General features: G+C 69.1%; 16 protein-coding genes. 1 reads left to right on the forward strand and 15 read right to left on the reverse strand.

Annotation, left to right across the window (positions count from 1 at the left end):
* Positions 1–41: 41 nt before the first annotated feature.
* The 5 genes from ASD66_RS02760 to ASD66_RS02780 form a co-directional block, all read right to left on the reverse strand.
* On the reverse strand, positions 42–752 hold the full coding sequence (locus tag ASD66_RS02760) for a hypothetical protein (protein ID WP_056889969.1): 711 nt from the start codon (positions 750–752) through the stop codon (positions 42–44).
* The gene (locus ASD66_RS02765) at positions 745–1260 is read right to left on the reverse strand and encodes a SigE family RNA polymerase sigma factor (RefSeq protein WP_056889970.1); all 516 of its coding nucleotides are present in this window, start codon (positions 1258–1260) and stop codon (positions 745–747) included. Before ASD66_RS02765 ends, ASD66_RS02760 begins: the two co-directional genes overlap by 8 nt.
* Before the next feature lie 156 nt (positions 1261–1416).
* The gene (locus ASD66_RS02770; protein ID WP_056681612.1) at positions 1417–2670 is read right to left on the reverse strand and encodes a sugar ABC transporter permease; all 1254 of its coding nucleotides are present in this window, start codon (positions 2668–2670) and stop codon (positions 1417–1419) included.
* Positions 2660–3454: an ATP-binding cassette domain-containing protein gene (locus tag ASD66_RS02775; protein ID WP_056684890.1), complete on the reverse strand. Its 795-nt coding sequence runs from the start codon at positions 3452–3454 to the stop codon at positions 2660–2662. Before ASD66_RS02775 ends, ASD66_RS02770 begins: the two co-directional genes overlap by 11 nt.
* 8 nt (positions 3455–3462) lie before the next feature.
* A complete protein-coding gene (locus ASD66_RS02780; protein ID WP_082599382.1) occupies positions 3463–4701 on the reverse strand; it encodes a sugar ABC transporter substrate-binding protein in 1239 nt (412 codons plus the stop codon).
* Between ASD66_RS02780 and ASD66_RS02785 the strand changes: the two genes are divergently transcribed.
* Positions 4700–5881, forward strand: coding sequence for an ROK family transcriptional regulator (locus tag ASD66_RS02785; protein ID WP_056889971.1), 1182 nt, complete (start codon positions 4700–4702; stop codon positions 5879–5881). The genes ASD66_RS02780 and ASD66_RS02785 overlap by 2 nt on opposite strands.
* A 92-nt stretch (positions 5882–5973) precedes the next feature.
* On the opposite strand, the gene guaA is transcribed toward ASD66_RS02785, so the two are convergent.
* The 10 genes from guaA to guaB form a co-directional block, all read right to left on the reverse strand.
* The gene (gene guaA / locus ASD66_RS02790; RefSeq protein ID WP_056681615.1) at positions 5974–7560 is read right to left on the reverse strand and encodes a glutamine-hydrolyzing GMP synthase; all 1587 of its coding nucleotides are present in this window, start codon (positions 7558–7560) and stop codon (positions 5974–5976) included.
* 323 nt (positions 7561–7883) lie between these two features.
* On the reverse strand, positions 7884–9587 hold the full coding sequence (locus ASD66_RS02795; protein WP_056889972.1) for a GMC oxidoreductase: 1704 nt from the start codon (positions 9585–9587) through the stop codon (positions 7884–7886).
* Entirely contained in the window at positions 9584–11200 is a 1617-nt protein-coding gene (locus ASD66_RS02800) for a succinic semialdehyde dehydrogenase (RefSeq protein ID WP_056889973.1), read from the reverse strand. The genes ASD66_RS02795 and ASD66_RS02800 overlap by 4 nt, the downstream gene beginning before the upstream one ends.
* A 191-nt stretch (positions 11201–11391) precedes the next feature.
* On the reverse strand, positions 11392–12705 hold the full coding sequence (locus ASD66_RS02805) for an aspartate aminotransferase family protein (protein WP_056889974.1): 1314 nt from the start codon (positions 12703–12705) through the stop codon (positions 11392–11394).
* Positions 12702–14051, reverse strand: coding sequence for an acetyl ornithine aminotransferase family protein (locus ASD66_RS02810; RefSeq protein WP_056889975.1), 1350 nt, complete (start codon positions 14049–14051; stop codon positions 12702–12704). The genes ASD66_RS02805 and ASD66_RS02810 overlap by 4 nt, the downstream gene beginning before the upstream one ends.
* Positions 14051–15616: an aldehyde dehydrogenase family protein gene (locus tag ASD66_RS02815; RefSeq protein WP_056889976.1), complete on the reverse strand. Its 1566-nt coding sequence runs from the start codon at positions 15614–15616 to the stop codon at positions 14051–14053. The genes ASD66_RS02810 and ASD66_RS02815 overlap by 1 nt, the downstream gene beginning before the upstream one ends.
* A gap of 197 nt (positions 15617–15813) precedes the next feature.
* Positions 15814–17541, reverse strand: coding sequence for a glycerol-3-phosphate dehydrogenase/oxidase (locus tag ASD66_RS02820; RefSeq protein ID WP_056681621.1), 1728 nt, complete (start codon positions 17539–17541; stop codon positions 15814–15816).
* A 113-nt stretch (positions 17542–17654) separates the two neighbouring features.
* On the reverse strand, positions 17655–18452 hold the full coding sequence (locus tag ASD66_RS02825; protein WP_056889977.1) for a carbon-nitrogen hydrolase family protein: 798 nt from the start codon (positions 18450–18452) through the stop codon (positions 17655–17657).
* Positions 18449–19555 (reverse strand): GuaB3 family IMP dehydrogenase-related protein, encoded by a 1107-nt coding sequence (locus ASD66_RS02830; protein WP_056684893.1) that lies wholly within the window; start codon positions 19553–19555, stop codon positions 18449–18451. Before ASD66_RS02830 ends, ASD66_RS02825 begins: the two co-directional genes overlap by 4 nt.
* A 105-nt stretch (positions 19556–19660) precedes the next feature.
* Entirely contained in the window at positions 19661–21160 is a 1500-nt protein-coding gene (gene guaB, locus ASD66_RS02835) for an IMP dehydrogenase (protein ID WP_056889978.1), read from the reverse strand.
* Positions 21161–21164: the final 4 nt, after the last annotated feature.

Consider the following 21164-nt stretch of genomic DNA (forward strand, 5'->3'; position numbering starts at 1 on the left):
CAGGTGGCTGCCATGGCAACCACCTGAGCCCTCAACTCATTTCAAGAGTCGAACCAGGTCGGGTCGGTGACCAGCTGCACGAGCTCCTGGCGGCTGAGCACCGGGTCCTCCCGGGTCACCGGCCCGCCCATTTGCGGATCGGTGCCGTTGTAGGCCACCAGGTCGACCGACCTGCCGTCACGGCCGAGGTAGAACCCCCGGGCGCCTTCGAGGTCGGGGTTGACGCCCAGCACATCGGGGCTGCTGGGCTCGACCAGCACCCAACCGCCGGCCGTCTCGGAGCAGCCCTCCAACTGCGCGCACCTGCCTGCCCACGTGGACAGGAGCGGGTCATCGGGGTCCTCGGTCACGATCGCCTGGACGGTTCCCAGACCTGTGCCGTCGCGCGGATCGAACTCGATCGTGCCGACGTAGGTGCCGTCCGCGACCAGTCGCGCTGGCACTGGAGCCATCACCTGCTGTTGCAAGCGCTCGAGCTTGGGTGGCAGTGCAGGCCCTGCCTCCGCGGGCTTCGGCTTGACGTCGGTCGCGGCCACCCGCTCGTCCGGGTTCGGCGCCTTCTCCCCGAACGGGCCCAGCATCGCGGTGGTGGCCACCAGTGCGACCACCGCCGCTGCGCCCGCCAGCGCCGTCGCACGCTGCCGACGTACCCGACGCTGCCCTCGGCGTACGCCGCCGGCCACGAGCGCCTCGGTGCCGTGAACGCCCTGAGTCGCTCGTTCCAGCAGTGCCGTCATCTCGTGCTCATTCATGGAGCCCGCTCCTGCTCGTGATCAGAAAATCGGGCCCGAGAATCTCTCGCACCCTCGCGAGAGCCCGCGAGCTGCGGCTGCGAACGGCCTGCTCGGACAGGTCCAGGTCGCGTGCGACGGACCGGCAGTCGAGGCCGACCAGGTAGCGCTGCACCACGATCACGCGGTCGGTCGCAGACAGTTGGCGCAGCGCCGCGACCAACGTGTGTCGCAGCGCGACGTCCGCGTCGAGGCATGCCTGATCCGGGATGTCGGCGGTGGGCCGCTCGGTCGACGACCGCTTGCGGGTCGTGCTGATGAACAGCCGGACCAGGATGGTGCGGGCATAGGCCACCGGGTTCTCAGCGTCGCGGACCTTCGGCCAGCGGCCGTAGACGCGGGCCAGGGTGTCCTGCACGAGGTCCTCGGCGAGGAACCGGTCTCCACACATCAGGTAGGCCGCCCGGAGCAGTTCGCCCGAGGTCGCTTGCGCGAAGTCCTCGAACTGCGCCCGATCGCCCTGCCGCATGAAGTCCCCACCTTGTTTCGGCTGCTACGTCACTCTCTCACTCACTACGACGAGGCGACCGTGGGGAATGTGGCAACCAACTTCGCACGACCTGCGGTTGACTGCTGTGGTGGTTGCTCCGGCGACCACCTCAGCACTCAACCTCGGAGGGGCCAGTCAGCCGCGGCCGCTGGACTCCCTGGCCTGGCGCGCCTTGGAGTCAACCGCAACGGCGAGCAGGAGCACCCCGCCGGTGACGATGAGTCGCACCGACGACGAGTCGACGCCAACCATGTTGAGTCCGCTCTGGATCGCCTTGAGCACCAGGATGCCGAGCAGCGCCGACCACGCCGAGCCCCGGCCGCCGAACAGGCTGGTGCCGCCGATGACAGCGGCCGCAATCGCCGTGAGGTTCGTGTCGCCGGTGCCGCTGCTCTGCGACACTGACGTCACCTGCGCCGCCGCCAGCAGCCCGCCGAGGGCAGCGAGGGTGGAACACATCACGAAGACGGACACATAGGTGCGTCCCACCTTGATGCCGGCGCGACGCGCGGCGTCCTCGCTGCCACCGATTGCGAACACGTGACGGCCCCACGTCGTACGACGCAGAGCGAAGTCGACAATCATGACGAGCAGGACGAAGAACACCCAGAGGTAGCCCCAGCCGCGGTCGATGTACAGGTAGTAGGTCGCGAACAGCAGACCGACGAGCATCAGGCCTGCCTTGATCAGCACGCCCGGCATCCACAGCGAACTCAGCCCGGCTCTTTCTCGACTCCTGGAGGCGAGCGAGCGGCTGGTCAGGTACCCGACACTCAGCAACACGACCAAGGCATATGCCGCACCTTGCGGGAGGTATTCGTAGCGCACATATTGCACGAAGTTGCTGCCCTCGGGCAGGTTGATCGACCCTTCCTTGCCGAGCACCAGATAGAGCACGCCCTCGAAGCCGAGCAGGCCAGCCAGCGAGAAGACGAAGCTCGGAATGCCGAACGCGTTGTAGAGGATCGCGTAGAACAGGCCCACGGCAAGCCCCGACAGGATTCCGGCCACGAGGCCGAGCGCCATGTCGTGACCCTGGCGAACGACGACGACCGCCATCACCGCCGCCGCCATGCCACTGACCGAGCCCACGGAGAGGTCGATCTCCCCGAGCAGCAGCACCAGCACGATGCCGAGCGCGATGATGCCCACAGGTGCGGCGAACTGGGTGATGGAGACAAGGTTGCGCGAGGAGAGGAAGATCGGCTCCATCGCATAGAAGACCAGGCTGATGACGATCAGCCCGATGATCACCGGCAGCATGCCGAGGTCGCCGCCCCGGATCCGGTTCCAGAGGCTGCGGGCACCCCCCGTGACCCCGCCGCGTCCGATCAGTCGCTCGTCGACGAGATCTGCGGCGATCGGCGATTCGGCGGTCTCACTCGTCATGGGCCAGTCCCCTGCGTTGCGCTCGTGAAGCGACGACGTTGTCCGACGCCCCGGTGATCGCCGCGACCAACTCTTCGGTGGACGTGTCTGCGGCGCGGAACTCGGCGGCGTTGCGGCCCAGCCGCATCACCACGATCCGATCGGCCACGGCCTGGACGTCGGCCATGTTGTGGCTGACCAGGATGACACCGAGGCCGTTCTCGCGGAGTCGCTCGACGAGGTTGAGCACCTCGGCCGTCTGCGCGACACCGAGCGCCGCGGTGGGCTCGTCGAGGATCACGACCTTGGGTGATCCGACCAGTGCCCGGGCGATCGCCACCGTCTGGCGTTGACCGCCCGAGAGCGCGGCGATCGGAATGCGCACCGAGGGGATCTTGGCCGACAGGCTGCGCAGCAGTCGCCAGGCCTCCTTCTCCATCGCGACCTCGTCGATGCGCGACCACCTTCTCAGCTCCTGACCGAGGAACAGGTTGGCCACGACGTCGAGGTTGTCGCACAAGGAGAGGTCCTGGAAGACGGTGGAGACACCCAGCGCCTTGGCCTGCGAGGGGCCGTCCGGACTCGTCGTCGTACCTGCGTAGGTCATCGCTCCGCTGTCGGCCTGATAGACGCCGGCGATGATCTTGACGAGCGTTGACTTGCCCGCGCCGTTGTCGCCCACGAGCGCGACCACCTCACCGGCGTGAACTTCGAGCGCCACGTCGCTGAGCGCCTGAACGGCCCCGAACCTCTTGGTCACCCCGGTGAGGGAGAGCACGTTCTCCCCGGCCGATGCGACCTCCACGTCGTGCGTCACTTCACACCGGCCGCCGCACAAGCGTCCGCATAGTCCGCCGTACAGATGTCGTCAACGGACCAGAAGCCATCCGCGACCACCGTGTCCATGATGTTGTCCTGCGTCACTACGACCGGGTCGAAGATGAAGGACGGAACGCCTTCATAGTCAGAGGCACCGGTGACCTCGTCACCTCGGGCAATCGCCACTGCTACCTCGGCCGCCTTCTCGGCCTGCTCCTTGATCGACTTGTAGATCGTCATCCGTTGCTCACCCGCCACGATGCGCTGAATGGCAGTGACCTCGGCGTCCTGTCCGGTCACCGGCGGCAACTCCTTGACATCGGCGCCTTTGAGCGCGCTGATCGCACCGCCGGCCTGGCCATCGTTCGCGGCGTATATGCCCTGGATCCTGTCGTTGCCGAACCTGGTCAACTGGTCCGTGGTGAATTGGTTGGCGTTCTCGGGACTCCAGTCAGGGTTGTCGTACTCCGCGATCACCTTGAGGTTCGACTTGTCGATCGCCGAGTGCGCACCCTTCTTGAAGACCGGCGCGTTCGGGTCGCGCGGGTCGCCGTTCAGCATGATGATGCTTCCCTTGTCGCCCATGGCCTCGATCAGGGCTTCACCCTGCATCCGGCCGACGGTCTCATTGTCGAACGACATGTAGTAGTCGGCACCCTCGATGAATCGGTCATAGGCCACGGTCGGCACGTCGGACTCTCGCGCCGTCTTGATCAGCGACGTCGCAGTGTTCGCATCCACGGGGTCGAGGACGACCACGTCGGCGCCTTGGGTGATGGCGGAGTCGACCTGCTCGGACTGGGCGTTCACGTCACCGTCGGCGTTGAAGTACTTGACCTCGCACTCCTCGCAGAGCTCCTTGACCTTGGCCTCGAAGAGAGGCTTGTCGAAGGTCTCGTAGCGCGTCGTCTTCGTCTCGGGGAGCAGCAGGGCGATGACGGGGTCGTCGCCACCCTCGGCCGCGTCGTTGGCGCCGCACGCCACCAGGGTGCCGGCGCTGATCAGTACGGCGACACCGATGGCGGCGACGCGATGGAACTTTGTGGTCACGACTTCCTCCTGATTCCCGGTCCGCCACCGTGAGGACGGCGTCCGGCGCTGGTGAGGTCGAGTGTTGTGGCTCACACCGTTTGTCGTCAAGAGTTGAACGCAAAATCGTTCCAAGTCGCAACATTGAGCAATTTGGACGCTTCTCTTGACGACAAGCGTTGCGATGTCAGAAGGTTCACCCATGCCGCCCGAGACACCTGCCGCGCACCATCCCGGCTCGACGTCGTCGCTGCGTACGGCGAACCAGCTGCGCGTGGTCGACGTACTCCGTGGCCGCATCGGCGGCGTCCCGGCGGACGGCGCGCCCCTGACCCAGGCCGAGCTGGCCCGGATCACCGGGCTCGCCCCCGCGACCGTGTCCAACATCGTCCGCGACCTCGCCGGCGCCGGGCTCGTGTCCACCGAACCCGGCAGCGGCCGGCGGGGCACGACGATCCGCATCGCCCGGGCCGCCGGCGTGGTGGCCGGGGTCGACTTCGGGCACAGTCACCTCTCGGTGGGGCTGGGCGACCTGGCCGGCAACGTCATCGCCGAGCGCCGCCAGCCCCTCGACCCGGCCCACACCCATGACGAGGGCCTCACCCTGGCCCGGAGCCTGATGACCGAGCTGTGTGAGGAGGCCGGCATCGACGAGCCTGTCCGCAACATCGGGATGGGCCTGCCTGCACCGATCGTCGCCGGGCTCGTCCGCTCGTCGGCGATCCTGCCCGGCTGGGTCGGCGTGAACGCCCGCGAGGTGGCGACCGCCGTCTTCGACAGGCCGGTGCACATCGAGAACGACGCCAACCTCGCGGCGTTGGCCGAGCACCGCCAGGGCGCGGCGCGCGACCACGCCACCTCGGTGCTGATCAAGATCTCGTCAGGCGTCGGCGCCGGCGTGATCCTCGAGGACCGACTGTTCCGTGGGTCCTCCGGCAGCGCGGGCGAGATCGGCCACCTCACCCTCGACGCCCAGGGCCCGGTCTGCCGGTGCGGCAGCCGCGGCTGCCTCGAGGCCTACGCGTCCGTCGGCGCCGTGCAGGATCTCCTGGTCGGCCAGTTCCCCGACGCGTCGATCGACGACATCATCGCCGCGGCCCGCGAGGGCAACGTCTCCGCGCTGCGCACCTTCGAGGACGCCGGTCTGCACGTGGGCTGGGGCGTCGCGTCCGTGGTGAACCTGCTCAATCCCGACATCGTGCTGATCGGCGGCGACATGGCCCGCGCCGGCGACCTGCTGCTCGACTCGGTGCGGGTCGGCCTGCGCCGGCACGCGCTCGACACCGCCGCGAGCACTCCGGTCGAGGCCGGCGTGCTCGGCGAGCGGGCCTCACTGGTCGGCGCCGTACTCCTGGCCTCCGACCGAACCGAGCTCCACGTCTGACGCGAACCGTGGATTCTTGATGCGCGAACCGTGGATCATTGACGTCCGGTCACCAAGAATCCACGGTTCGAAGCGCAAGAATCCCCGGTTGGTCACTCCCACTCGATGGTGCCCGGGGGCTTCGAGGTCACGTCGAGGGTGACCCGGTTGATCTCGGCCACCTCGTTGGTGATGCGGGTCGAGATCGTCTCGAGCACCTCGTAGGGGATGCGCGCCCAGTCGGCGGTCATCGCATCCTCGGAGGTCACCGGCCGCAGCACGATCGGGTGGCCGTAGGTGCGGCCGTCGCCCTGCACGCCCACGGAGCGTACGTCGGCCAGCAGCACCACCGGCATCTGCCAGACCTGACGGTCGAGGCCGGCACGGGTGAGCTCCTCGCGGGCGATCGCGTCGGCCTCACGCAGGATGTCGAGGCGCTCGCGGGTGACCTCGCCGATGATGCGGATGCCCAGGCCTGGTCCGGGGAACGGCTGGCGCCACACCATCGTGGAAGGCAGACCGAGCTGCTCCCCCACTGACCGGACCTCGTCCTTGAACAGCGTGCGCAGCGGTTCGACCAGCTCGAACTGGAGGTCCTCCGGCAGCCCGCCGACGTTGTGGTGCGACTTGATCGTGGAGGTGCCGGCACCGCCGCCGGACTCGACGACGTCGGGGTAGAGCGTGCCCTGCACGAGGTACGCCGTGTCGCCGCGCTCGTCGTCGGACAGCGAGCCGAAGACCCGCACCTCTGCGTCCTCGAAGGTGCGGATGAACTCGCGCCCGATGATCTTGCGCTTCTCCTCGGGGTCGCGCACACCGGCCAGCGCACCGAGGAACTGGTCTTCGGCGTCGACCACGTCGAGGGTGTCGAAGACCTCCTCGAAGTCGCGACGCACCTGCGCTGTCTCGCCCTTGCGCATCATGCCGTGGTCGACGTACACGCAGGTCAGGCGGTCGCCGATGGCGCGCTGGACCAGGGCCGCGGCCACCGCGGAGTCGACGCCTCCGGAGAGGGCGCAGATCGCGCGGGCGTCACCGACCTGGTTGCGGATCCGCTCGACCTGCTCCTCGACGACGTTGACCATCGTCCAGGTCTGGCGGCAGCCGGCGATGTCGTGCAGGAAGTGCTCGAGGGTCTGCTGGCCGTGCTCGCTGTGCAGCACCTCGGGGTGCCACTGCACGCCGGCGAGGCGCTTCTCCAGGTTCTCGAAGGCGGCCACCGGGGTGACGTCGGTCGAGGCGAGCACGTCGAACCCGGCCGGCGCGGCGGTCACGGAGTCTCCGTGGGACATCCACACCTTGTGCTCGGCGGGGATGTCGGACAGGAGGGTGCCCGGAGCGGTGACGCGGACCGGCGTACGGCCGTATTCGCGGGCCCCGGTGTGCGAGACCTCGCCGCCCAGGCTCTTGGCCATCAGTTGGAAGCCGTAGCACATGCCGAAGACGGGTACGCCGGACGCGAAGAGGTCGGCGTCGATGCCGGGAGCGCCCTCGGCGTACACCGAGGAGGGGCCGCCGGACAGGATGATCGCCTTCGGCTTGCGGGCCAGGATCTCCGCGACCGGCAGCGTGTGCGGCACGATCTCGGAGTAGACCCGGGCCTCACGCACACGACGGGCGATCAGTTGGGCGTACTGCGCCCCGAAATCGACGACGAGGACGAGATCGTGCTCGTGCGGGCTGTGCGCGGGACCGGTCATGGCGGGATCCTATCGATCATCCGCGGCCGCTCCGAAATGGTGCGCCGTTCTGAAATGGTCCGGGAACGCATCAGGGCCCGACCGGGGAGGGAGGGTGGTCGGGCCCTGATCGTCCATGCATCTGCTGGACAGAGCTTGGACATGGGGCCCGACGTGGGAGGGAGCATGACTGTCGGACCCACACACCTCAACGAGAGCCGTGGGGGCGGGTTACGCCCGAACCACGCAATTCTTCAAAACTTTCCAGCCCGTCGGTCGGGCGCGCCCGTTTTGACGGTTTGCACCCCGTCTGGGGGTGCAAACCGTCAGATCCGGCAGTGGAGTCAGCTGACGCCGACGATCGGCAGTCGCAGCGCGCCGGGGGCGGACTCGGGAACGACCGGGTGCGCCGGCTGCACCGGGGCGATCCGCGAGTAGGCCGCACCCATCGCGGGGCGGGTGTCGGCCTCGCCCTTGTTCGGCCAGAACGACATCGCCCGCTCGGCCTGCGCCGTGATCGTCAGCGACGGGTTCACGCCCAGGTTCGCCGAGATCGCGGAGCCGTCGGCGATGTGCAGGCCCTCGTAGTTGTAGATGCGCTGGTAGGGGTCGACGACCCCGCTCTCCGGCGAGTCGCCGATGGTGCAGCCACCGATGAAGTGCGCGGTCAGCGGCGCGTTGAACGGCTCCCCCACGTTGCCTCCCGGCGTACCGCCCATCACGTCGGCCATCCGGCGTACGGCGTCATAGGCGACGGGGATGTACGTCGGGTTAGGCTCGCCGTGACCCTGCTTGGAGCTCATCCGCCAGCCGAACGGCGTCTTCTTGCCGATGGTGGTGATCGAGTTGTCGAGGGTCTGCATGACCAGGGCGATGACGGTGCGCTCGGACCAGTGCTTCATGTCGTAGAGGTCGAGGGCCTGCTTGCGCTGCTTCCAGAGCTCCTTGAGCCAGGTGCGCCAGCGCGGCTCGGTGCCGGTGTCGTCGGCCAGTACGGTCTGCATCATCGCCATCGCGTTGCTGCCCTTGCCGTAGCGGACCGGCTCGATGTGGGTGTGCTCGTCGGGGTGCCACGACGACGTGATCGCCACGCCGTGGGTGAAGTCGGTCGAGCGGTCGGGCGCCAGGGCACCCAGGATCGCCTCGGAGTTGGTGCGGGTCAGCACACCGAGGCGGTCGGAGATGTAGGGCAGGTCGCCCTCGCCCTTGAGCTGGTGCAGCAGCTTCTGCGTGCCGAGGGCTGCGGCGGCGAAGATCACCTGGTCGGCGGTGAAGGTCTTCACGGCAGACTTGCGGGAGAGCTTGGCCTTGGTCCAGCGGGCCTGGATCTCGTAGCCGCCGAGGCGACGCGGGCGGACCCGGGTCACCGTGGTCAGCGGGTGTACGACGGCACCGTTCTGCTCGGCCAGGTAGAGGTAGTTCTTGACCAGCGTGTTCTTCGCGTTGTGGCGGCAGCCGGTCATGCACTCACCGCAGTTCTTGCACGGGTTGCGGTCGGGGCCGGCACCACCGAAGAACGGGTCGGCCACGGCCTTGTGGCTCGGCTGGCCCGGGCCACCGAAGAAGACGCCGACGGGGGTCGGGTGGAACGTGTCGCCCACGCCCATGTCGTCGGCGACCTGCTTCATCACCCGGTCGGAGGCGGTCATCAGCGGGTTCTCGACGACGCCGAGCATGCGCTTGGCCTGGTCGTAGTACGGCGCCAGCTCGGCCTTCCAGTCGGTGATGTGCGACCACGACTTGTCGCGGTAGAACGCGTCGAGGGGTTCGTAGAGGGTGTTCGCGTAGACCAGGGACCCACCGCCGACACCCGCGCCGGCCAGGATCAGGCAGTCCTTGACCATGTCGATGCGCTGGATGCCGTACATGCCGGCGGCCGGCATGTAGAGGTACTTCTTCAGGTCGAAGGAGGTGTTCGGCAGGTCGTCGTCCTCGAAGCGGGCACCGGCCTCGAGCACACCGACCTTGTAGCCCTTCTCGGTCAGCCGGAGCGCCGAGACCGAGCCACCGAAACCGGATCCGATGATGAGTACGTCGTAGTGGGTCATGCGCGGCCCGTCTTCTTCATGAGACGCGCACTGGCCGTGAGCGTCTTGGCGAACAGTTCGTTGGACATGCCCTTGACCGGGCGGAACCCCCAGACCCGCTGGGTCCCGACCGACTGGGGCTCGGTGTAGCGGTGGATGCCCTCGGCACCCTGACGACGGCCCATGCCCGACTGGCGCATGCCGCCCATCGGCGCGTCGACGCTGGCGAACGTGGCGCCGTACGCCTCGTTGACGTTGACCGTGCCGCACTTGATCTCGCGGGCGATCGCGCGGGCCCGCTTGCCGTCCTGGCTGTAGATCGCGGCGTTGAGGCCGTAGTCGCCCTCGTTGGCCTTCGCGATCGCCTCGGTCTCGTCGTGGAAGCGGTAGACCGAGATGACCGGGCCGAAGGTCTCGTTGCCGAAACAGGTCATGTCGGGCGTGACGCCCTCGAGGATCGTCGGCTCATAGAAGTAGGGGCCGAGGTCGGGCCGTGCCTTGCCACCGGTGAGCACCGTGGCGCCCTTGGCGACGGCGTCGTCGACGTGGGCGATGACCGTGTCGAGCTGGGCCTGCGAGATCAGCGAGCCCATGTCGGTGGCCCACTCGTGGCCCGGGCCGAGCACCATCGCCTTCGTGCGCGCCACGAAGCGCTCGACGAACCGGTCGTAGACCTGGTCGGCGACCAGCAGGCGCTCGGTGGAGACGCAGAGCTGCCCGGCGTTGGAGAAGGTCGCGCGGACGGCGCCCTCGGCGGCCTTCTCGATCGAGGCGTCGCGCAGGATCAGGATCGGGTTCTTGCCGCCGAGCTCGAGCGAGCAGCCGATCAGGCGCTCCGCGCACCCTGCGGCGACCCGCTTGCCGGTGGCCGTCGAGCCGGTGAAGCAGACGTAGTCGGACTTCGCGATCAACGAGGTGCCGACCCGCGAACCCGGACCGGCGACGACGGTCCACAGGTCCTTCGGGAAGCCGGCCTCCTCGAGAAGCTGGGCGCCGAGCAGTGCGGTCAGCATGGTCTGGCTGTCGGGCTTGGTGACCACCGCGTTGCCCGCTGCGAGCGCCGGCAACCCGTCGCACAGCGCCATCGTGAACGGGTAGTTCCACGGCGCGATGATGCCGACGACACCCTTGGGCACGCGGTTCAGGTCGATGCGCGTGGCACCGGGTACGACGCCCGCGCGCCGCTGGGTGTCGAGGTACTGGTGGATCGTGCGCGCGTAGTAACGCGCGGTCAGGGCCACGTGGTAGACCTCGAGGTAGGCGTCCTTGCGGGCCTTGCCCGACTCCCAGACGGCCAGGTCGATGATCTCCGCCTCGCGGTCGAGCACGAGGTCGTGCAGGCGCAACAGGATCTCCGCGCGGTGGTCGAGCGACGTACGTGCCCAGGCGGCCTGCGCGCGGCGGGCACGGGCGAAGGCCTCGACGATGTCGTCCTCGCTCGACTGCGGGACGTGGCCCAGGGGCTGGCCGTTGACCGGGCTGACCGACAGCACCGAGTCACCCGAGGTGGACACGATGCGCCGGGTCAGCGCGGCCGTGTAGTCGGGTTCGAGTGCGTAGGCGGCACTCGGGTCGTGCTCGGGGTCGTGAGGCCCACCCACGAGGGGCTCTGGCTGCGGGGTCTGCTGGCTCATGGTCTCGAGCCTAGGTGACCGGGAACGCCTTCACTACCCTTCGGTAGCAATTGGACGGCTTGACACTCTGATTCTTTTTGTAAATCCCGAATGTCGGACGTCCCGCACCCCATTTCGGCGACCTGTCGCCAGTTCATGCTGACCTGTCGCCAGTTCCGGGCGCGCTCCAGAACTGGCGACAGGTCGATCGGTCAGCCGAGGACGTCACGAATCGCGGCGGCGGTCAGCGCGGCCAGCTCCTCGGTCTGCCCGGGCGTGATCACCAGCGGAGGTCCGAGCAGGATCAGGTCGCCGTCGATGCCGTCGGCACAGCCGGTCGAGGGATAGAGCAGCACCCCTTGCTCCTTGCCGGCCGCGACGACGCGTTCGACGACGCGTTCGGACCTGGCGAACGGCTGCGACGTACGGCGGTCGGCCACGAGCTCGATGCCACGCAGCAGCCCGAGTCCGCGGATGTCACCGACGGCCGGGTGGTCCCCGAGCTCGGTGCGCAGGGCGGCGTCGAGCTGGTCACCACGTTCGGCCGAGGCGCGGACCAGGTCGTGGTCGCGCAGCCGGCGGAGGACGGCGAGTCCGGCCGCGGCCCCCACCGCGTGGTGGGAGTAGGTGAACCCGTGCGTGAACCCACCGTCGGCGAGGGCGTCGTACACCCGGCCGGAGGCCACCGCGAGGCCGAGCGGCCAGTATCCCGACGCAGCACCCTTGGCCAGCACCATCAGGTCGGGGCGCAGCCCGAAGTGGTCGCAGCCGTTCCAGGCGCCGGTGCGGCCGAACCCGGTCATCACCTCGTCCGCGATCAACAGCACGCCGTGCCGACGGCACACCTCCGCGATGGCCGGCCAGTAGTCCGGCGGCGGCACGCAGGCGCCGAGTGCCGCGCCCGAGACCGGTTCGGCGATGAACGCGGCCACTCGTTCGGGGCCGGTCTGCTCGATCAGCGTGTCGAGTGCCTGGGCGTGCCGGGTCCCGCAACCGTCGGGGTGGCTGTCGGGGAACGGGCAGCGGAACTCGTAGGGCGTCGTGGTGTGCTCGGCCGCCCCCAGCCACGGGAGGTACGGCGCCCGCAGGCCGGGTCGGCCGGAGACGTCGAGGGCTCCGCGGGTGTTGCCGTGGTAGGCACCGGCCCGTCCGATGACGACGTGCCGGTCCTCGCCGCGCGCCAGGTGGAAGGCCCGAGCCATCTTCAGTGCGGTCTCGACCGCCTCGCTCCCGCCGGAGACGGGGTAGATCCGCGGGTCGTCCATCGGGAGCAGCGGTGCCAGCTCCTCGGCGTACGCCTCGAGGGAGTCGGAGGTGAAGGCGGTGCCGTGTGCGTAGGCGATGGCCCGGGCCTGCTCGGCGATCGCGTCGGCGACCTCGGTGACTCCGTGGCCGATGCCGACCACGATCGCGCCCCCGGAGCCGTCGAGGTAGCGGCGGCCGTCGGTGTCGAAGATCTCCGCGCCGCTCCCGCGGGCGGCGACCGGGAGCCGGTCACCGCCGCGCGAGAAGACGTGCTTGCTCACTCCGCGACCGCGGCCACCGAGTCGCCGAAGATCCGCAGCGCGGTCTGCGCCTGCTCGGGCGTGACCACCAGCGGGGGCGACATCCGGATCGTGCTCTCGCCGCACTCCAGGACCAGCAGGCCCTGCTCGAAGGCGCGCTGCTGCACGTCGGCGGCCTGCTCGGGCGTGCGGAACTCGACGCCGAGCATGAGCCCGACACCGCGGACGTCGGTGATGATCTTCGGGAACCGGGACTGCAGGTCCTTGAGCCCGGGGACCAGCTCCTCGCCGATCTTCGTGGCGTTCTCGACCAGTCCCTCGGACTGGATCGTCTCCAGGGTGGCCAGGCCTGCCGCGCAGGCGACCGGGCTGCCGCCGTACGTCGACCCGTGCGCACCGGCGCCCCACTTCTCCATCAGCTCCGCCTTCGCCGCGAACGCGCCCAGAGGCAGGCCGGAGGCGATGCCCTTGGCGCTGATGATGACGTCGGGCTCGACGTCGGCCAGCTCGATCGCCCACATCTTGCCGGTGCGGCCCATGCCGGACTGCACCTCGTCGGCGACCAGCAGGATGCCGTGGCGGTCGCAGAGCTCACGAAGCCGCTGCACCCACGCCGCGGGCGGCACGATGTAGCCGCCCTCGCCCTGCACCGGCTCGAGGAAGATCGCGGCCACCTCGGTCGGCGACACCTCGTAGCGGAACAGCGTGTTCTCGAGGTAGTCGAAGGTGGCGTCCTCGTCGTGCACGCGGGCACCGGTCTCGGGGTCACGCTCGCTGAAGGCGTACGGCGCGTGCAGCACGCCGGGCAGCAGCGGCCCGAAGCCCGTGTGGTACTTCGCCTTCGAGGCGGTCAGGCTGACCGCGCCGTAGGTGCGGCCGTGGAACGCGCCGTAGAAGCTGATCACGTAGGGGCGACCGGTGGCATAGCGCGCGAGCTTGATCGAGCCCTCGACGGCCTCGGCACCGGAGTTGGTCAGGAAGACCCGCTTGGGTCCCGAGATCGGCAGCGTGCGGGCCAGCGCCTCGCACATCTGGGAGTAGATCGGCAGGTAGAAGTCGCTGGCCGAGTAGTGCAGCAGCTGGGCGGCCTGGGCCTGCACCGCCTCCACCACCTTGGGGTGGCAGTGGCCCGTGGAGTTCACCGCGATGCCGGCGTTGAAGTCGAGGAAGAGGTTGCCGTCGGGGTCCTCGATGACCGCGCCGTGTCCGCGGGCGGGCACCAACGGGTAGGCCCGCGGCAGCGACGGGCTGGTCACGCTGCCGTCGCGGTCGAGCACCTTCTGCCCCTCGGGCCCGGGCAGCGCCGTGCGGATGTCGGGCACCGGCCGGTCGGCCAGCCACGTCGGGTTCATCTCCACCTGCGTCATCACGACACCACCGTCCTGGACTGTTCACGAAGGAATTGCTGCACGTAGTAGAGGCCGCCACCGGCCTTGCCGGCGGTGCCGGAGCCCTTCCAGCCGCCGAACGGCTGGACCCCGGGCCACGCCCCGGTCGTGGCGCCCGCGGCGCGGTTCACGTAGACCACACCCGCCTCGATCGTGTCGAGGAACTGCTGGACCTCCGCGTCGTCGGCCGAGAAGAACCCGGCGGTCAGGCCGAGGTCCGTGTCGTTGGCCAGCGCCAGGCCCTCGTCGATGGAGTCGATCGGGGCCACCGCCACGAACGGCACGAACAGCTCGTCGCGGAACAGCTTGTCGTCGGTGGGCAGGTCGGTCACGACGGTGGGCGCCAGGTAGTGGCCCAGCGCTCCGGCCGGGCTCTTGCCGACCACGTCGCCGCCGGCCACCACACGCCCGTTCGAGCGGGCGTGGTCGACGGCCTCGGTGAAGCGAGCCACCGCCGCCTCGTCGATGACCGGGCCGAGGAACACGTCCCGGTCGGTCGGGTTGCCGAGTGCCAGGCCGGTGGCCTTCTCGGCCAGGGCAGCCATCAAGGGCTCGTAGGCGTCCCGCTCGACATACACCCGTGAGCAGGCAGAGCACTTCTGGCCGGAGAAGCCGAACGCAGAGCGGGCGATGCCGGCCGCCGCCAGCTCGATGTCGGCCTTGCGGGACACGATGGTCGGGTTCTTGCCACCCATCTCGCAGACCACCGGCTTCGGGAAGGCGGTGGCGAACTGCTTGTAGATCGACATGCCGACCTCGTAGGAGCCGGTGAACGAGAGGCCCGCGACGTCAGGGTGGGCGACCACGGCCTTGCCGATCTCGTCACCGCCCGGGACGACGTGGAAGGCACCGGCGGGCAGGCCGGCGTCGCGCAGGCACTCGTAGAGCTTGATCGCCGAGAACGTGCCCTGGGGGCTGGGCTTGAGCACGACCGTGTTGCCGGCGACCAGGGCACCGGCGGTCGGTCCGGCGGCCAGCGCCATCGGGAAGTTGAACGGGCTGATCACGCCCCACACGCCGTACGGGCGCATCACGCTGCGGTTGGACTCGGCATCGACGATGGAGTCCATCGCGACGTCGAAGCCGTCGTGCTTCTCCATCATGTCGGAGTAGTAGCGGAAGAACACCGCGGACTCCTCGACGTCGCCGAGCGCCTCGAGGCGGTTCTTGCCGACCTCCATGCTCATCAGGGCGGCCAGCTCGTTGGAGCGCTCGCTGATCAGGTCGCCGGCGCGGCGCAGGATGGCCACGCGCTCCCGCCACGGGGTCCTGGCCCATTCGGCGCCGTAGGCCCTGGCCGCGGCCACCGCGTCGTCGACGTCGGCGGTCGTCGCCGCATGGACGTGGCAGAGCACGACCGAGGTGTCCACCGGACTGGGCACGTCGAAGAGCTCGCCGCTGGTGCGCGCCTCCCCGTCGACGTACGTCGGCAGGGTGCTGCCGAACCAGGACCTCGCGGTCTCCAGTCCCTGCTCGTAGGCGGCGTGCAGGTCGTCGTTGTCGGCAGAGAGAGTGGCATAAGTGACGCGGAAACGCGACGCCATTGTCGTTCCTCCAAGGGGTGTCCGGGCAGGGCCCGTCGTCCCACCCTGGGCGCGACGACGAACCAAGTCTCCTTTCGGAGAATTCTTGTTCATTCAGGCTAGCAACGAAAGATTTTCCGTGCCAGAGGTCACGTGAAAGGATTTATTCGTTCGTGACGTGGAGTCTGCCCCACCCGTCCAAGCCGTCGAAGCCGGGGTCAGACGATGTCGCGGACCTGCACCCGCGCCTCGTCGGCCTCCTGGTCGGTGAGCTTGGCCTGGCTCTGCCGCTCGGCCTCGACCCGGCGCAGGTAGTGGTCGACCTCGTCGGCCCGGCGTCCGTCGTCCCAGCCGAGCTCGCCGGCCATCAACGACGCCACCTTCGGCGCGGCGGCCACACCCCGATCGAACATCTCGATGGAGATGCGGGTCCGGCGGGTGAGCACGTCGTCGAGGTGCTGGGCTCCCTCGTGGGTCACGGCGTAGACGACCTCGCCGGCCAGGTAGTCCTCGGCGCCCTCGAGCGGTACCCGCAGCTCGGGGCGCTCGGCGAGCAGGGCGAGCACCTCGTCGACGAGGTCGCCGTACCGGCCGAGCAGGTGGTCGATACGAGCCACGTGGAGCCCACTGCGCCGAGCCAGCAGCACCCGCTGGTTGGAGCGCGTCTCGAACCCGTCGGCACCGACCAGCGGCACCCGGTCGGTGATCGAGTCGCGCACGGTCAGGTTCACCGTCGTCTTCAGTGAGTGCGAGGCGGCCTCGATCGCGTCGCGGGCCATCACGCGGTACGTCGTGAGCTTTCCGCCGGCGATCATGACCAGCCCTGGCACCGGTGTCACGACGGTGTGCTCGCGGGAGATCCTCGACGTCGGCTCGGACTCGCCCTTCAACAGTGGTCGCAGTCCGGCATACACGCCCTCGACGTCGTCGTGGTCGAGCGGCTCGCGGAGGATCCTGTTGACGTGGGTGAGCAGGTAGTCGATGTCGGCCTTCGACGCCGCGGGGTGCGCCTTGTCGAGGTCCCACGGGGTGTCGGTGGTGCCGATGATCCAGTGCCGTCCCCACGGAATGACGAACAGCACCGACTTCTCGGTCTTGGTGATGAAGCCGGCCTCGGAGCGAATTCGGTCGCGGGGTACGACGAGGTGAATCCCCTTGCTGGCCTGGACATTGAGGGATCCGCGGCCGCCGACCATCTCCTGGATCTCGTCGGTCCACACGCCCGCGGCGTTGACCACGACCCTGGCGCGCACCTCGAACTCGCGGTCGGTCTCGAGGTCGATCGCGCGGACGCCGATCACCCGCTCGCCCTCGCGCACGAAGCCGATCACCTTGGTGCGGGTGGCCACGTGGGCGCCGTGCGTGGCCGCCGTGCGGGCGATCGTCATCACCAGTCGGGCGTCGTCGACCTGGCAGTCGTAGTAGCGGATCGCACCGGTCAGCTCCTCGGTCTTGAGGTCGGGCGCGATGCGGGCGACCTGACGGCGGAAGAGGTGCTTGTGCTTCGGCACGCCCATGTCGTACTTGCCGGCCATCGCCATCGCGTCGTAGAGCACCAGCCCGGCGCCGACGTACGGCCGCTCGATGGTCTTGTGCAGCGGGTAGAGGAACGGCACCGGCCGGACCAGGTGCGGGGCCAGCCGGGTGAGCAGGAGGCCACGCTCCTCCAGCGCCTCGCGGACCAGCCCGAAGTCGAACATCTCCAGGTAGCGCAGGCCGCCGTGGATCAGCTTGCTGCTGCGACTCGACGTGCCCGAGGCGAAGTCGCGCTGCTCGATCAGTCCGGTCGAGAGGCCTCGAGTGACCGCGTCGAGTGCCGTGCCGGCGCCGACGACTCCCCCGCCGACCACGAGCACGTCGAGCTCACCACCGTTGTCGGCGGTGGCGACCAGGGCCCGGAGGGCGTCGTTGCGGGAGTGGGGACTGAGGGCACTCGGCTGGCTCATGCGGTCAGTCTGTCAGGCGGTTCCAGGTGTGGCGGCCAAAGAGCATCGTGGGCACAGGGACAACACGGAACATCGCAGTCACCAGGTGCCTGGGATGTTCCGCGCTGTCGTGGTCATGCCCGGAGACGCGGGCCCAGGGTCGACCGACGGTCAGCGTGCATCGGGTGCGCCGACCGGGTCTCCCACACCAGCGCGGGATCGATCTCGGCAAGGGCCACCCCGGGCTCGGTGCCCAGGCGCGACAACGGCCGGCCTTCGGGGTCGTAGACCGCCGATCCGCCGATGAACTCGCCCGGGCCGCAGCGTCCGGTGAGGCCGGCGAGGACGACGTACATGCCGTTGTCCAGGGCGCGGGCTGGATAGTAGAGGTCGCGTCGGTGCTCGCCACCCGTGAAGTAGGCCGCGGAGTTGAGGTAGCCGATCGCTCCGTCGTCGGCGGCAGCCCTGGCGTGCTCGGGGAAGCAGCCGTCGTAGCAGACGCTCAGGCCCAGCTCGATGCCGTCGACGACGATCGAGGCGCCGTGGTCACCGGCGACGAAGTGGTCGTTCTCGTAGCCGGACAGGTGCTGCTTGTCGTAGGGCGCCGACACCTCGCCGCTCGGTCGAATCACCAACAGGGACAGGGTCCTTGCGCTCGCACGCCGCAGCGGCGTACCCACGACGACGACACAGTCACCCTCGCGCGAGGCCGCCCTGAGCGGCTCCAGCCAGTCGCCGTCGAGCGAGTCCTCCGACGGAACGTCGCCGGCGAAGGCCGCTTCGGAGTAGCCGGTCAGGAACGCTTCGGGGAGTACGACGAGTCGCGCGCCCTGCGACGTGGCCAGCTCGACCAGGTGGGCGGCCTTCGCCCCGTTGGCCGTGACGTCGCCCGCAACGGACTCCGCCTGGGCCGCAGCGACGAGCAACGTCACTCGACGACGACCTCGACCCGCTGGAACTCCTTGAGCTCGGTGTAGCCGGTGGTGGCCATCGAGCGCTTCAGCGCGCCGATCAGGTTCATCGTGCCGTCGGCGACCCGCGAGGGGCCGAACAGGATCTCCTCGAGCGAGCCGACCGTGCCGAACTCGACCCGCTCGCCGCGGGGCAGCTTGCCGTGCCAGGCCTCGGCGCCCCAGTGGAAGCCGCGACCGGGTGCGTCGTCGGCGCGGGCGAACGGCGAACCGACCATCACAGCGTCGGCACCGCAGGCGATCGCCTTCGCGATGTCTCCCGAGCGACCGATGGATCCGTCGGCGATGACGTGGACGTAGCGGCCACCGGACTCGTCCATGTAGTCACGGCGTGCGGCCGCGACGTCGGCGACCGCGGAGGCCATCGGCACAGCCACACCGAGCACCGTGCGCGTGGTGTGTGCGGCTCCGCCGCCGAACCCGACGAGTACGCCGGCCGCGCCGGTGCGCATCAGGTGCAGCGCGGCCTGGTAGGTCGCACAGCCACCCACGATCACCGGCACGTCGAGCTCGTAGATGAACTCCTTGAGGTTCAGCGGCTCCGCCTGCGAGGAGACGTGCTCGGCCGAGACCGTCGTACCGCGGATGACGAACATGTCGACGCCGGCGTCGACCACGGCCTTGGCGAACTCCTTGGTGCGCTGCGGGGAGAGCGACCCGGCCACGGTCACCCCGGCCTCGCGCACCTGCTTGAGGCGCGCGGTGATCAGCTCGGCCTTGACCGGCTCGGCGTAGATCTCCTGCATGCGCCGGGTGGCCTCGATGCCGCGCAGGGCGGCCACCTCGTCGAGCAGCGGCATCGGGTCGTCGTAGCGCGTCCAGAGGCCCTCGAGGTCGAGCACGCCCAGGCCGCCGTGCTTGCCGAACGCGATCGCGGTCTCGGGGGACATCACGGAGTCCATCGGCGCGGCCAGCACCGGCAGCTCGAAACGGTAGGCGTCGATCTGCCAGGCCACGCTGACCTCTTCGGGGTCGCGCGTGCGCCGCGAGGGCACGATGGCGATGTCATCGAAGGAGTACGCCCGTCGGGCGCGCTTGGCCTTGCCGATCTCGATCTCAGTCACCGGCACAGCCTATCGGCAGGTCGCGGCAACAAGAATTGCCGGTTCGCGCATCAAAAACCCACGGCTCGCGCAACAAGAATCCACGGTTCGCGGCAGAAGGGACGGTCAGCGGTTGTAGTTGGGCGACTCGACCGTCATCTGGATGTCGTGGGGGTGGCTCTCCTTGAGGGAGGCCGAGGTGATCCGCACGAACTTCCCCTTCTCGTGGAGCTCGGGGATGCTGCGCGCCCCGATGTAGAACATCGACTGGTTGAGCCCGCCGACCAACTGGTGCGCGACCGCGGAGAGCGGGCCGCGGTAGGCGACCTGACCCTCGACGCCCTCGGGCACGATCTTGTCGTCGCTGGTGACCTCGGCCTGGAAGTAGCGGTCCTTGGAGTAGGACTTCTTGCCACGGCTGCTCATCGCACCCAGCGAGCCCATGCCGCGGTAGGCCTTGAACTGCTTGCCGTTGACGAAGACCAGCTCGCCCGGCGACTCCTCGCACCCGGCCAGCAGCGAGCCGAGCATCACCGTCTCGGCGCCGGCCACGATCGCCTTGGCGATGTCGCCGGACTGCTGGAGCCCGCCGTCGGCGATCACGGGCACACCGGCCGGGGCACAGGCCAGTGAGGCCTCGTAGACGGCGGTGACCTGCGGTACGCCGCATCCGGTGACCACACGTGTCGTGCAGATCGAGCCGGGGCCGAAGCCGACCTTGACCGCGTCGGCACCGGCGTCGACGAACGCCTGGGCGCCCGCCCGGGTGGCGACGTTGCCGCCGATGACCTGGACGTGCTTCGTGGCCGGGTCGGTCTTGAGCCGACGCACCATGTCGAGCAGGAGCTGCACGTGACCGTGGGCGGTGTCTGCGACGAGCACGTCGACCCCGGCGTCGATCAGCGTGGTGGCCCGCTCCCAGGCGTCGCCGAAGTAGCCGATCGCGGCACCGACCATGAGGCGGCCGTCGGCGTCCTTGGAGGCGTTGGGGAACTGCTCCGACTTCACGAAGTCCTTGACCGTGATCAGACCGCCGAGGCGGCCGTCCTCGTCGACCAGCGGCAGCCGCTCGCGCTTGTTCTGGCGCAGCAGGGCGGTGGCGTCCTCGCGGGAGATGCCCACCGGGCCGGTGAACAGCGGGCTGGTGGTCATCACCTCGTCGACCTTGGTGGTGGCCCACTCCGCGACCGGGGTGAAGCGCAGGTCGCGGTTGGTGATGATGCCCAGCAGCTTGTTGTCGGTGTCGACCACGGGCAGCCCGGAGACGCGGTACTCGCCACAGATGCGGTCGAGCTCCTCGAGCGTCGCGTCGGGGCCGATCGTCACCGGGTTGGAGATGATGCCGGTCTGGGTCCGCTTGACGAGGTCGACCTGGTAGGCCTGGTCCTGCAGCGACAGGTTGCGGTGCAGCACGCCGATGCCGCCCTCGCGGGCCATCGCGATCGCCATGCGGGACTCCGTGACGGTGTCCATGGCCGCGGAGACCAGCGGCACCTTCAGGGAGATCTCGCGGGTCAGGCGCGAGGTGGTGTCGATGTCGGAGGGAGCCATGTCGGACTCCCCCGGCAGCAACAGCACGTCGTCGTAGGTCAGGCCAAGGGCTGCGAACTTGTCAGGGAGCTCCACTTGC

This window comes from Nocardioides sp. Root151 (assembly GCF_001427925.1).
In the GTDB taxonomy this organism is placed as follows: Bacteria; Actinomycetota; Actinomycetes; order Propionibacteriales; family Nocardioidaceae; genus Nocardioides.